The organism is Kineosporia sp. NBRC 101677 (assembly GCF_030269265.1).
Lineage (GTDB): Bacteria > Actinomycetota > Actinomycetes > Actinomycetales > Kineosporiaceae > Kineosporia > Kineosporia rhizophila.
In genome coordinates, this window is sequence record NZ_BSTA01000001.1 from 294,897 (window position 1) to 308,190 (window position 13,294).

Annotated in this window: 11 protein-coding genes; 1 reads left to right on the plus strand and 10 read right to left on the minus strand. The window is 69.2% G+C overall.

Going from position 1 to position 13,294, the window contains the following annotated elements; genetic code table 11:
• Positions 1 to 7: 7 nt before the first annotated feature.
• Positions 8 to 946 (plus strand): EamA family transporter RarD, encoded by a 939-nt coding sequence (rarD, locus tag QSK18_RS01410; protein WP_285616364.1) that lies wholly within the window; start codon positions 8 to 10, stop codon positions 944 to 946.
• Here rarD and QSK18_RS01415 read toward each other — a convergent pair.
• The 10 genes from QSK18_RS01415 to nuoH all read right to left on the minus strand — a co-directional run bounded on the left by QSK18_RS01415 (position 943) and on the right by nuoH (position 13,291).
• On the minus strand, positions 943 to 3,210 hold the full coding sequence (locus QSK18_RS01415; protein ID WP_285616365.1) for an FdhF/YdeP family oxidoreductase: 2,268 nt from the start codon (positions 3,208 to 3,210) through the stop codon (positions 943 to 945). The two genes, rarD and QSK18_RS01415, sit on opposite strands and share 4 nt — an antisense overlap.
• 85 nt (positions 3,211 to 3,295) lie before the next feature.
• A complete protein-coding gene (locus QSK18_RS01420; RefSeq protein WP_232815145.1) occupies positions 3,296 to 3,940 on the minus strand; it encodes a Uma2 family endonuclease in 645 nt (214 codons plus the stop codon).
• A 128-nt stretch (positions 3,941 to 4,068) separates the two neighbouring features.
• Entirely contained in the window at positions 4,069 to 5,070 is a 1,002-nt protein-coding gene (locus QSK18_RS01425; protein ID WP_285616366.1) for a polyprenyl synthetase family protein, read from the minus strand.
• A 5-nt stretch (positions 5,071 to 5,075) separates the two neighbouring features.
• Positions 5,076 to 6,653 (minus strand): NADH-quinone oxidoreductase subunit NuoN, encoded by a 1,578-nt coding sequence (nuoN, locus tag QSK18_RS01430; RefSeq protein WP_232815143.1) that lies wholly within the window; start codon positions 6,651 to 6,653, stop codon positions 5,076 to 5,078.
• On the minus strand, positions 6,650 to 8,176 hold the full coding sequence (locus tag QSK18_RS01435) for an NADH-quinone oxidoreductase subunit M (protein ID WP_232815142.1): 1,527 nt from the start codon (positions 8,174 to 8,176) through the stop codon (positions 6,650 to 6,652). The genes nuoN and QSK18_RS01435 overlap by 4 nt, the downstream gene beginning before the upstream one ends.
• A gap of 11 nt (positions 8,177 to 8,187) precedes the next feature.
• A complete protein-coding gene (gene nuoL, locus QSK18_RS01440; RefSeq protein WP_232815141.1) occupies positions 8,188 to 10,113 on the minus strand; it encodes an NADH-quinone oxidoreductase subunit L in 1,926 nt (641 codons plus the stop codon).
• Between the two features lie 11 nt (positions 10,114 to 10,124).
• The gene (gene nuoK / locus QSK18_RS01445; protein WP_232815140.1) at positions 10,125 to 10,424 is read right to left on the minus strand and encodes an NADH-quinone oxidoreductase subunit NuoK; all 300 of its coding nucleotides are present in this window, start codon (positions 10,422 to 10,424) and stop codon (positions 10,125 to 10,127) included.
• Entirely contained in the window at positions 10,421 to 11,338 is a 918-nt protein-coding gene (locus QSK18_RS01450; RefSeq protein ID WP_232815139.1) for an NADH-quinone oxidoreductase subunit J, read from the minus strand. The genes nuoK and QSK18_RS01450 overlap by 4 nt, the downstream gene beginning before the upstream one ends.
• Positions 11,335 to 11,964 (minus strand): NADH-quinone oxidoreductase subunit NuoI, encoded by a 630-nt coding sequence (gene nuoI, locus QSK18_RS01455; RefSeq protein WP_232815138.1) that lies wholly within the window; start codon positions 11,962 to 11,964, stop codon positions 11,335 to 11,337. The genes QSK18_RS01450 and nuoI overlap by 4 nt, the downstream gene beginning before the upstream one ends.
• Positions 11,957 to 13,291 (minus strand): NADH-quinone oxidoreductase subunit NuoH, encoded by a 1,335-nt coding sequence (gene nuoH, locus QSK18_RS01460; protein ID WP_232815137.1) that lies wholly within the window; start codon positions 13,289 to 13,291, stop codon positions 11,957 to 11,959. Before nuoH ends, nuoI begins: the two co-directional genes overlap by 8 nt.
• Positions 13,292 to 13,294: the final 3 nt, after the last annotated feature.

The window sequence follows — 13,294 nt, forward strand, 5'->3', positions numbered from 1 at the left end:
TCGTGGGATGAATCCGGACGTCCGTAGGGGCATCGCCTACGGCTTCACGAGCTATCTGCTCTGGGGCTGCTTCCCGCTGTACTTCCGGCTCCTGCAGGAGTCGGGGGCGTTCGAGGTGCTGCTCTGCCGGATCGTCTTCAGCGGCCTCGCCTGCCTGGCCCTGCTCGCCGCCCTGCGCTCGTGGGCCGAGATGCGCGCCGTGCTGCGTAACCGCCGGCAGGTGCGGCTGCTCGGTTCGGCCGCGTTCCTGATCGCGCTCAACTGGGGCGTCTACATCTACGCGGTGAACAGCGATCAGGTGGTCGAGGCCGCGCTCGGCTACTTCCTGAACCCGCTGATCACGGTGGCCCTGGGCGTGCTGGTCCTCCGCGAGCGACTGCGCGTGCTGCAGTGGGTGGCGGTGCTGATCGGGGTGGTCGCGGGCATCGTGCTCACGGTGAACTACGGGCACGTCCCGACCATCGCGCTCACCCTGGCGCTCTCCTTCGGCACCTACGGCCTGCTGAAGAAGCAGGTCGGCAGCAACGGCGGGGTCAGCGCCCTGGCCGGGCTGAGCACTGAGAACCTGGTGCTGGCGCCGTTCGCGGTGGTCGGGCTGGTGGTGCTGGCGCTCAACGGCGACAGCACGATCGGCCACAACCCGCCCTGGCAGGCCCTCCTCCTGGCCAGCACCGGCATTGTCACCATCGCTCCCCTGCTGCTCTTCGCGGCGGCGGCCAGCCGGGTGCCGTTGTCCACGATGGGGCTGCTGCAGTACCTCACGCCCGTGCTGCAGTTCCTCTGCGGCGTACTGGTTCTGGACGAGCACATGCCCGCCTCCCGCTGGGCCGGGTTCGGCCTGGTCTGGCTGGCCCTGGTGGTTCTGACCGCCGACAGCCTGCGCGCCGCCCGGCGGCAGCGAGCCCAGCGGCTCGCCGCCACCCAGGTCGAGGCGAGCGTCTCCTAGCGCTTCTCGAGCCGGATGAGCACCGACTTGGAGGCCGGGGTGTTGCTCACGTCGGCCACGCTGTCCAGGGGCACCAACACGTTCGTCTCGGGGTAGTAGGCGGCTGCGCAGCCCTTGGCGGTGTTGTACTTGACCACCCGGAAGTCCTGGGCGCGGCGCTCGATCCCGTCCACCCACTCCGAGACCAGGTCGACCATCTCGCCGTCCTCGAATCCCAGCGCCACCAGGTCGTCCGCGTTCACGAAGACCACGCGACGGCCGTTCTTGATGCCGCGGTAGCGGTCGTCCAGGCCGTAGATGGTGGTGTTGTACTGGTCGTGGCTGCGCAGGGTCTGCAGCAGCAGGCGTCCTTCGGGGATCCTGGGGTATTCCAGCGGGAGCGCGGCGAAGTTGGCGCGGCCGCTGTGGGTGGGGAAGCGCCGGCTGCGTGAGGCGTGCGGCAGGGTGAAGCCGTTCGGGTTCTCCAGCTTGCTCTCGTACTCGTCGAAGCCCGGCACCACGCGGGAGATGCTGCTGCGGATGGTGCGGTAGTCGCCCTCGAACTCCTCCCAGGGCACGTCCACCTTGTCGCCGACCGCGCGCCGGGCCAGCCGGGTCAGGATCGACACCTCCGAGAGCAGGTTCTCCGACGGCGGTTTCAGGTTGCCCCGGGAGGCGTGGACCCGGCTCATCGAGTCCTCCACGCTGACCCTCTGCTCACCGGAGGCCTGGAAGTCGCGGTCGGTACGGCCCAGGGTGGGCAGGATCAGCGCGGTGTCGCCGCAGACCGTGTGCGAGCGGTTCAGCTTGGTCGAGACCTGCACCGTCAGACGGCATCTGCGCAGCGCGGCCTCGGTCACCTCGCTGTCCGGGGTGGCCCGGATGAAGTTGCCGCCGACCGCCATGAACACGTCGATCTTCCCGTCGCGCATCGCCCGGATGCTGTTGACGGTGTCGAAGCCGTGCTCACGCGGCGGGTCGAACCCGAACTCCTGCTGCAGGTTGTCCATGAACCACTCGGGCATCTTCTCGAAAATGCCCATCGTGCGGTCACCCTGGACGTTGCTGTGCCCGCGCACCGGGCACACCCCGGCGCCGGGCCGGCCCAGGTTGCCCTGGATCAGCAGCACGTTCACGATCTCGCGGATCGTGGCCACGGAGTGCTTGTGCTGGGTGATGCCCATCGCCCAGCAGACGATCGTCTTGCTGGAGGCGGCGAACCGGGCGGCCAGGCCGCGCACCTCCGGCTCGGTCAGGCCGGTGGCGGTGACCAGTTCGGCCAGGTCCAGGCCCTTCACGTGGGCCGCGTACTCGTCGAAACCGGCCGTGTACTCGTCGATGAAGGCGCGATCGACCACCGACTCGTCCTGCAGCAGGATCTGCGCCACGGCCATCAGCAGGGCCTGGTCACCGCCGAGCCGGATCTGCAGGAAGTCGTCGGCCATGTCGGTGCCGCCGCCGACCACGCCCTTGGGGGTCTGCGGGTTGTGGAAGTTGATCAGGCCGGCCTCGGGCAGCGGGTTCACCGCCACGATCACCGCGCCGTTCTGCTTGGCCACCTCGAGGGTGGAGAGCATGCGCGGGTGGTTGGTGCCCGGGTTCTGGCCCATCACCACGATCAGCTCGGCCTGCTCCAGGTCTTCGAGCTGCACGCTGCCCTTGCCCACCCCGATCGCGTCGGTGAGCGCCGAGCCGGACGACTCGTGACACATGTTCGAGCAGTCGGGCAGGTTGTTCGTGCCCAGCGCGCGGACCATCAGCTGGTACACGAACGCGGCCTCGTTGCTGGTGCGGCCGGAGGTGTAGAAGGTGGCCCGGTCGGGGCTGTCCAGACCGCGCAGCTCGGTGGCGATCAGGTCGAACGCGGCGTCCCAGCTGATCGGGCGGTAGTGGTCCTGCCCGGCGGGTTTGATCATCGGCTCGACCAGGCGGCCCTGCTGGCCCAGCCACCAGTCGGTCTTCTGGTTCAGCTCGTGCACCGAGTGCTTGGCGAAGAAGTCGGCGTCGACCAGGCGCCGGGTGGCCTCCTCGGCGACCGCCTTGGCGCCGTTCTCGCAGAACTCCGCGACGTGCCGCTTGTCCTTCTCCGGCCAGGCGCAGCCCGGGCAGTCGAAACCGTCTTTCTGGTTCAGCTTCAGCAGGGTGCGGGCCGTGCGCTGGGCGCCCATCTGCTGGTACGAGATCTTGAGCGCGTGGTAGACGCCGGGGACCCCGGCCGCGTAGTCCTTGTGCTGACCGACCTCGACATCTTTCTCGTCGGAGTCCTCGCGGGGTGCGCGATTCATGACCCGGCCCTCACCTTCAGCGACATTGCAGAACCCACCCTTCGAAGCTACCTGAGGGTCGGGTTTGTCTCCAGGTGAGGTCGGTTCAGGTGGCGCGGACCGGCCGGTCGAAGTGGGTGAGGTCTACGTCGACGTCGAAGGGCTCACTCGATCTGAGACGCTCGTGGTGGACGCCGGTGAGTACATACGACTTGGTCTCGGGGTCGAGCCGGTAGACATGGACAACCGGCTTGCCGTCCACTTGCGCCACCCGCCAGTAGTGCGGGATCCCGCCCTGGGCGTAGAGCTGTGGCTTGCGCTCCCGGTCGCGCAGCTCGGAGTCGGGCGACTCCACCTCGACCGCCAGAAGCACGACCTCGGCCGGGTAGCGCGTGTCCCGGAGGCCGTTCACCGCATCGAGCGGGATGACGGAGAGGTCCGGCTCCGGCGCCTGACGATCACCGATGACCACGTTCATCTCGCGGATCACCTCGAGGTGACCTGGAACAGCGTCATCAAGCACCCGTTCCAAGAGTCTGAGCATCCTCATGTGGAACCTCGCGTGCGGGCTCACGAAAACCAGTTCCCCGTCGATCAGCTCGGTGTGCGGGGGGAGGTTCGGCAGCCGGAAGAATTCGTCCACGGTGAATCCGCCGGGCTTGCGCACCCAGTCCGGGACCGGCTCGTAGTCATCCGTCACCGCATCATTGTCGGCCCCGGAGTGGCTGTAGTACACGGGCTCGGCGCTCATGTCGCTCCCCCCAGTCGTCCGCGCCAATTGGGAAAATACCGAACAGTGCGCGACAAAGGCAAACCCACAAACGTCCAAAAGCACTGAAAGCCCGGCTGCGCAGATGTCAGCCGGGCTCGTGCGAAGGGTCAGCGGGTGCGGTCCACCACGGCCTCGGCGAACTGCCGCAGGGCCACCTTGGCCGGTGACTCCGGCAGCGGCTCCAGGGTGGCGATCGCCTCCTGGGCCCAGCGGGCGGCCTCGTCGCGGGCCGCGTCCATCACCTTGTGCTCGTTCAGCGCGGCGATGGTCTCGGCCAGCCGGGCGTCCTCCGAGAGGTCGCCGTCGAGCATGGCCACGATCCGTGCGGCCTCGGCGTCGCCGTTACCGGCCGCCCGGCGGGCCAGCAGCGTGGGCAGGGTGGGCACGCCCTCGCGCAGGTCGGTGCCCTGCACCTTGCCCGACACCCGGCCCGCGCTGGACAGGTCGATCACGTCGTCGGCGAGCTGGAAGGCCACCCCGACGAGCTCGCCGTAGCGCACCATGATGTCGACCGTCTCGGGCGGGCAGCCGCCGAACATGGCGCCGAAGCGGCCCGCGGTGGCGATCAGCGAACCGGTCTTGTCGCCCAGCACCTGCAGGTAGTGCGCGATCGGGTCGTCGGCCGGCGAGGGGCCCACGGTCTCGTGCATCTGGCCCAGGCAGAGCCGCTCGAAGGTGGCCGCCTGGATGTTCACCGCCTCCGGGCCGAGGTCGGCCACCACCCGGGAGGCCCGGGCGAAGAGCAGGTCGCCGACCAGGATCGCCACCTGATTGCCCCACACCAGGTGGGCCGCGGCGGCCCCCCGGCGCTGGTCGGCCGAGTCCATCACGTCGTCGTGGTAGAGCGAGGCCAGGTGGGTCAGCTCGACCACCACCCCGGCCTCGACCACCTCGGGACGGCTCCCGTCGCCCAGGCTGGCGGCGAGCAGGGTGAGCATCGGGCGGATCCGCTTGCCGCCCGCCTCCACGAGGTGACGGGAGGCGGTGTCGGCGAGCTGGTCGGCCTGCTGGACCGCCTCTCGCAGCCGGGACTCGATCGTCTCCATGCCGACACGGACGGACTCGGCAAGGGCGGCGTCAACCACCGGCAGATCCAGGGAAGCGGTCACAGCACTCACGGTAAGAACACCGACGAACTATTGGCCAATTGAAGGGCGGCGGCGGGCAGTACGCCGAGCCCGATCGTCGCGACGACACCGACGCCGACGGCGAAGATCGTCAGGGCTCCGGGGCGGGTCACGGTGACAGCATCCCCTACCGAGTCATTGAAGTACATCAGCACGATGACCCGGATGTAGAAGAACACCGCGATGGCGCTGGCCGCGACGCCCACCAGGACCAGTCCCGGACCCCACGGGGCCTGGTCGACGGCGGCCGAGAAGACCGCGAACTTACCGGTGAAACCGCTGGTCAGCGGGATTCCGGCGAAGGCCAGCAGGAACAGCGTGAAGGTGAACGCGAGCAGCGGCGAGCGCTTGGCCAGGCCCTGCCACTGGGAGAGGTGAGTCGCCTCACCACCGACTCCGCCCTCCGGCGTGGAGGTGCGCACCAGGGTCACCAGGGCGAACGCCCCGACCGTGGTGAAGCCGTAGGCGGCCAGGTAGAAGAGCACGCTGCCGATGCCGTCGCGGTCCATCGCCAGCAGCCCGACCAGGATGAACCCGGCGTGCGCGATCGAGGAGTAGGCCAGCATCCGCTTCACGTCGGCCTGGACGATCGCGATGATCGAGCCGATCAGCATGGTCAGCGCGGCGACCACCCAGATCACCGGCTGCCAGTCCCAGCGCACCCCGGGCAGGGCCACGTAGGCGATGCGCAGCAGGGCGCCGAACGCGGCCACCTTGGTGCAGGCCGCCATGAACCCGGTGACCGGGGTGGGGGCGCCCTGGTAGACGTCCGGGGTCCAGGACTGGAACGGGAACGCGCCGACCTTGAACAGCAGGCCGACCGCCAGCAGGCCGACGCCGAGCAGGAGCAGGCCGTCCTTGCCGACCACGGCCGAGGCGGCGGTGCCGGTGCTGCCGTCGGAGATCGCGGCGGCGATGTCGGACAGCCGCACCGAGCCGGCGAAGCCGTACAGCAGGGCCGAGCCGAACAGGAAGAACGCCGACGAGAAGGCCCCGAGCAGGAAGTACTTCAGCGACGCCTCCTGGGACAGGAGCCGACGCCGGCGGGCCAGGCCGCACAGCAGGTACAGCGGCAGGGAGAGCACCTCGAGCGCGATGAACATGGTGAGCAGGTCGTTCGAGGCCGGGAAGAGCAGCATGCCGACCATCGAGAACAGGATCAGCGGGTAGACCTCGGTCTGCACCAGGCCGGCGCGGGCGGCCCGGGCCTCGTCGACCGAGCCGGGCACGGCCGAGGCCTGGGCGGTGAAGGCCCCGGACTCGGGGGCCTCGTCGGCCATCGTCAGCAGGGCCATCAGGCCCAGCACCAGGATGGTGCCCTGCAGGAACAGCGCCGGGCCGTCGATCACCACGGCCCCGCCCGCGGTGGTCACCGACTTCTCCTGGGTGCCCAGGTAGACCACGCTGATCAGGGCCGCGGCGATGCCGACGGAGGCCAGGACGACCTGGCTGACGAAGCGGGCGGTGCGGGGTGCGAACGCCTCGACGAGCACTGCGAGCAGCGCGGCGACGAAGACGATCAGCATCGGCGCCACCGCGGCGTAGTCGACCGAAGGAGCGTTCACTTGTCTTCTCCCTCAACTGCCACGGTCGGCGCCGGATCCGTCACGCCGACCTGCTGCATCGTGGTTGAGATGGCCGGGTTGATGACGTCCAGCACCGGCTTGGGGTAGACGCCCAGGAACAGGATCACCACGACCAACGGGGCGACGACCCAGACCTCGCGGGCGCTGGCGTCCTTCCAGCCCCCGGCGTACTCCCGCACCGGGCCGGTGAACATCCGCTGGTAGGTGAGCAGGATGTACAGCGCGGCCAGGACGATGCCCAGGGTGGCCAGCACGGCCACCGCCGGGTACTTCACGAAGGTGCCGGTCAGCACCATGAACTCGCTGACGAAGCTTGACATGCCGGGCAGCGCCAGGCTGGACAGGCCGGCCAGCAGGAAGCCCGCGGCCAGCACCGGGGTGCTGCGCTGCAGGCCGCCGAAGTCGTCGATGTCGGCCGAGCCGCGGCGGCGGATCAGCATGCCGGCCACCAGGAACAGGGCGGCGGTGGAGAAGCCGTGGTTGACCATGTAGAGGGTCGAGCCGGTCTGCCCGGTCGAGGTCATCGCGAAGATGCCCAGCACGATGAACCCGAAGTGGGAGATCGAGGTGTAGGCGATCAGCCGCTTCAGGTCGGTCTGGCCGATCGCCAGCAGCGCCCCGTAGAGCACGCTGACCACCGCCAGGGCCAGGACCACGGGCGCCGCCCACTTGCTGGCCTCAGGGAACAGCGGCAGGCAGAGGGTGAGCATGCCGAACGTGCCGACCTTGTCGAGCACCCCGACCAGCAGCACCGACACCCCGGCCGGGGCCTCGTCGGTGGCGTCCGGCAGCCAGGTGTGCACCGGCCACATCGGCGCCTTGATCGCGAAGGCGATGAAGAACGCCACGAACATCAGCCGCTCGGCCGTGCTGCTGGAGAACTCCAGCCCGGTCAGGTTGTCGATCAGGAAGCCTTCTTCGCCGCCCGGGCCGGCGCCGTAGAGGCCGATCACCCCGACCAGCATGACCAGCCCGCCGACGAGCGAGTAGACCAGGAACTTGACCGCGGTGTAGCGGCGGCGCTCGCTCGAGCCGAAGGCCCCGATCAGGAAGTAGACCGGGATCAGCATGGCCTCGAAGAACACGTAGAACAGGAACAGGTCGCGGGCCGCGAAGACGCCGACCATCATCGCCTCGAGCACCAGCACCAGGCCGAAGAACAGCCGGGCCTGGTCGTCGTCGATCTCGTTCCAGGCGGCCAGCACGCACAGCGGCACCAGCACGGTGGACAGCGCCACCATGACCAGGCCGATGCCGTTCACGCCGACCGCGTAGCTGACCCCGAACTCGCCGATCCAGGAGTGCTGTTCGGCGAGCTGGATCTCACCGGCCCGGGCGACGTCGAACTGCACCGCCGCGACCACGGTGAGCACGAAGGTGGCCAGCGAGACGCCGAGCGCGACGAGCCGGGCCCGGGGCGCCAGGGCCTTGGGCAGGGCCGCGACCACGACCGAGCCCACCAGAGGGACGGCTCCGATCACCGTCAGCCAGGGGAAGTCCATCGAGTCCTCAATCAGAGCCGGACGGCGAGCAGGCCGCCGAGAAGGATGACGACGCCCGCGAGCATCGACGCTGCATAGGAACGGACCAGACCGGTCTGGACCCGGCGCAGGCGGCCGCCGAGCCCGCCGACCAGGGCGGCCAGGCCACCCACGGCGCCGTCGACGCCCTTGTTGTCCACGAAGACCAGCGTGCGGGTCAGGTACTGGCCCGGGCGCATGAACAGGCCCTCGTTCACGTCGTCCTGGAACAGGTCCCGGCGCGCGGCCCGGGTGAGCAGGCTGCCCCGCGGGGCGGTGCGCGGTACCGGCTCGTTCCAGTACATCCGCCAGGCCAGGAACACGCCCAGGGCGACCAGCACCAGGGTGCTGCCGGTGATCACCGGGACCGAGAGCACCGGCTCGTGGTGCTCGGCGTGCCCGATCACCGGTTCCAGCCAGTGCACCAGGCCGTCGCTGACGCCCAGGGCCAGGCCGAGGAACGCCGAGCCGACCGCCAGGATCATCATCGGCACGGTCATCAGGGCCGGGGACTCGTGCGGGTGGGCGTCGTCGGCCCAGCGCTTCTCCTTGCCCTGGAAGGTCATGAAGAAGAGCCGGGACATGTAGAACGCGGTGACGCCGGCGGCCAGCAGCGCGGTGAGCCCGAAGACCCAGGGACGCCAGCCCTCACCGACGAACGCCGACTCGATGATCTTGTCCTTGCTCCAGAAGCCGGACAGGAACGGGAAGCCGATGATGGCCAGCCAGCCCAGCCCGAACGTCACCCAGGTGATCTTCATGACCCCGGACAGCCGCCCGAACGTCCGCATGTTCACCGAGTCGTTCATGCCGTGCATCACCGAGCCGGCCCCGAGGAACATCCCGGCCTTGAAGAAGCCGTGGGTGAGCAGGTGGAAGATGGCGAAGGCGGCGCCCACCGGGCCCAGCCCGGCGGCCAGCATCATGTAGCCGATCTGCGACATGGTGGAGGCGGCGAGCGCCTTCTTGATGTCGTCCTTGGCGCAGCCCACGATCGCGCCGTAGACCAGCGTGATCGCTCCGACGACGACCACCACGAGCTGGGCGTCCGGCGCCCCGACGTAGACCGGCATCGAGCGGACCACCAGGTAGACGCCGGCGGTGACCATCGTGGCGGCGTGGATCAGGGCCGACACCGGGGTCGGGCCGGCCATTGCGTCGCCCAGCCAGGACTGCAGCGGGAACTGCGCCGACTTGCCGCAGGCACCGACCAGCAGGAGCAGGCCGATCACGGTGAGCTGGGCCTCGCTCGCGTTGCCGGCCTCGGCGAACACCCCGGAGAACGTGACGGTTCCGAAGGCCAGGAACATCGCCATGATCGCGAGTGAGAGGCCCACGTCGCCGACCCGGTTGACGATGAACGCCTTCTTCGCCGCGGTGGCGTAGGCCGGGTTGTGGTTCCAGAAACCGATCAGCAGGTACGACGCAAGTCCCACGCCCTCCCAGCCGACGAACAACAGCAGGTAGGAGTCGGCCAGGACGAGCAGGAGCATCGAGGCGACGAACAGGTTGAGGTAGGCGAAGAACCGGCGCCGGTCCGGGTCGTGCTCCATGTAGGCCACGGAGTAGACGTGGATCAGCGAGCCGACGAACGTCACCAGCAGGACGAAGGCCAGCGACAGCGGGTCGACCAGCAGACCCGCGTCGAGCTGGAACGCGCCGGCGTGGATCCACTCGAAAAGGTGGACCTGGACGGCCCTTTCCTCGCCGTCGCGGCCCAGCAGGTCGAAGAAGAGCAGGGCGCCCCAGACGAAGGCGGCCCAGCTCATCAGGACCCCGAGCCAGTGCCCCCAGCGGTCCAGGCGGCGCCCGCCGAGCAGCAGGACCGCCGCACCGAGGGCGGGCAGGGCGATCAGCAGCCAGGCGCCGGACTGAACGGTGCCCTCGGCTGCGTGATATGCGCCAGTTTCGGCAAGCATCGCGCGGCCTCTCAGTACTTCAGCAGGTTGGCGTCGTCCACCGACGCCGACCTGCGGGTGCGGAAGATGGTGAAGATGATCGCCAGCCCGACGACCACCTCGGCGGCCGCGACGAGCATCACGAACAGGGCGATCACCTGGCCCTCGATGTTGCCGTTGATCCGGGCGAAGGTGACGAACGCCAGGTTGGCGGCGTTCAGCATGAGCTCCACGCCCATGAACACCACGATCGCGTTGCGCCGCACCAGCACGGTGGCCGCCCCGATCGAGAACAGCAGCACCGCCAGGTAGAGCCAGTAGATCTGGTTCACTGCCCGGCTCCCTTCACCTTGACGTCGTCGGCCACGCTCTCTCCGTCCACGGCGCGGTCGCGGGCGCCCTTCAGGCCGTGGCCCTGCGGGTCGGCCAGGTTCTGCGCGGCCGGGCTGATCTCCGCCTCGATGATCGTGACGTCCTCGGAAACCGTGAGCACGGAACGGTTCTGGCCGCGCGCGGTGAGCACCCGGGAGACCGACAGCTCGGACGGCGTGCCGTCCGGCAGCAGGGCCGGGATGTCCACCGCGTTGTGCCGGGCGAAGACCCCGGGCGAGGGCAGCGGGGCCTTGATCGGGCCCTCCTGGATCCGCTTGATGGCCAGGTCCTTCTGGGTGGCCTTGGGCGTGAGCCGCTCGCGGTGGGCCAGCATCATCGCGCCGAGGACGGCGGTGATCAGCAGGGCGCTGGTGGCCTCGAAGGCCCAGACGTACTTGCCGAAGATGAGTTCGGCCATCCCGGTCATGTTCCCGGCCGTGTCCACGTCCTGCAGACCGCGGGCGCCGCCGTAGGTGGCCTGGCCGATCACCGAGGTCATCAGCACCGCCAGGGCGAGGCCGAAGACGAAGGCCAGCCAGCGCTGCCCCTTGATCGTCTCCACCAGGGAGTCCGAGGAGTCGACGCCGACCAGCATCATCATGAACAGGAAGAGCATCATCACGGCGCCGGCGTAGACGAAGATCTGCACCACCCCGAGGAACGGGGCCTGCAGCGCAAGGTAGGCGATGCCCAGGCAGACCATCACCAGCGCCATGCACAGCGCCGCGTGCACCGCCTTGCGGGCGAACAGCAGCCCGAGCGCCCCCGGCACGGTGATCAGCGCGATCACCCAGAACAGCACGTTCTCGCCGGTGCCGCCCAGGTCGGCGGCCCCCGGGGTGGCCTGGGCGAGGAGCAGGGACGGGGTGGTCACCGGACGGCCCCCTGCACGTTCTCGTCGTTCCCGGCCCGGGCTTCCACCCAGGCCTGCTGCTCGGGCACGGCCTGGGTGACCTTGCCCTGGTAGTAGTCCTGTTCGGTGGTGCCCGGCACCATCGGGTGCGGCGCCGGGATCATCCCGCCCAGCGGCGCGGCCAGCAGGTCCTGCTTCTCGAAGATCAGCCCGGCCCGGGTCGGGCCCTTCAGCTGCTCGTACTCGTTGGTCATGGTGAGCGCCCGGGTCGGGCAGGCCTCGATGCACAGACCGCAGAGGATGCAGCGCAGATAGTTGATCTGGTAGACGCGGCCGTAGCGCTCACCCGGCGAGAAGCGTTCCTCCTCGGTGTTGTCCGCGCCCTCGACGTAGATCGCGTCGGCCGGGCACGCCCAGGCGCACAGCTCGCAGCCGATGCACTTCTCCAGGCCGTCGGGGTGCCGGTTCAACTGGTGACGTCCGTGGAACCGGGGTGCGGTCGGCACCTTCTGCTCGGGGTACTCCTCGGTGACGACCTTGGTGAACATCGTCGCGAAGGTGACACCGAACCCGGCGATCGGGGCGAGGGCGGAGAGCCAGCCGCCGCCGGACTCGTCCTGGGTGCCGTTCGTTGCGCGGTCAGCCACCGCGGACCTCCTCGAGAGCGGGTGTTTCGCCCGGGCCCGGGACCGGGCGCGCCGAGCCGTTGGTCCGGATCAGCTTCTGGCCGGGCCGCGGCGGCACCGGGAAGCCCCCGGCGAACGGGTCGATCGGCTCGTCCGGGTCGGGCTGGTCGGGTTCGGGTTCCTGCTGCTGCATCCGCAGCGCCTCGATCGCGGCCCAGATCAGCCCGAGCACCAGGACCACGCCGACGATGATCATGACCCGCTCGCGCCGGTCCACGTCGTAGAACTGGTCCATCGCCCGCACGATCGCCACGCCCATCGTCCACAGCAGCGCCGAGGGGATGAGGATCTTCCAGCCGAAGCGCATGAACTGGTCGTAGCGCAGCCGCGGCAGGGTGCCGCGCAGCCAGATGAACAGGAACAGGAAGATCATCGTCTTGGCCGCGAACCAGAGCAGCGGCCAGTAGCCGGCGTTGGCCTCGTCCCACAGCGAGATCGGCCAGGGGGCCCGCCACCCGCCCAGGAACAGCGTGGTCGCCAGCATCGAGACGGTGACCATGTTGACGTACTCGGCCAGGAAGAACAGGGCGAACTTCAGCGAGGTGTACTCGGTGTGGAAGCCACCGACCAGCTCGCCCTCGGCCTCGGGCAGGTCGAACGGCGCCCGGTTGGTCTCGCCGACCATCGCGATCACGTAGATCACGAACGAGGGCAGCAGCGGCAGGCACCACCACAGCGACTGCTGCGCGTCCACGATCGCCGAGGTCGACATCGAGCCGGAGTAGAGGAAGACGCTGACCAGCGAGAGCCCCATCGCGATCTCGTAGGAGATCACCTGGGCCGAGGAGCGCAGACCGCCCAGCAGCGGGTAGGTGGAGCCGGACGACCAGCCCGCCAGCACGATCCCGTACACCCCGATCCCGGCCACCGCCAGGATGAACAGCACCGCCACGTTCAGGTCGGTGAGCTGCAGCGGGGTGATGATGTCGGTGAACGGGATCCGCACCTCGGGCCCGAACGGGATCACCGCGAACGACACGAAGCAGGCGGTGCAGGCGATCACCGGGGCGATCACGTAGACGACCTTGTCGGCCGCGGTCGGGATGATGTCTTCCTTCAGCGCCAGTTTCACGCCGTCGGCCAGCGACTGCAGCAGGCCGAAGGGACCGTTGCGGTTGGGGCCGGGCCGCGACTGCATGCGGCCCACCACGCGGCGTTCGGCCCAGATCATCAGCAGGGTGGCCACCACCGCGACGGCGAACAGCAGCACCGCCTTGCCGGCCACCACCCAGCCGTTGTCCTGGGAGAAGTCGGCCGTCGGGTTCTCGGCCAGCAGCATCAGGTGCATCGC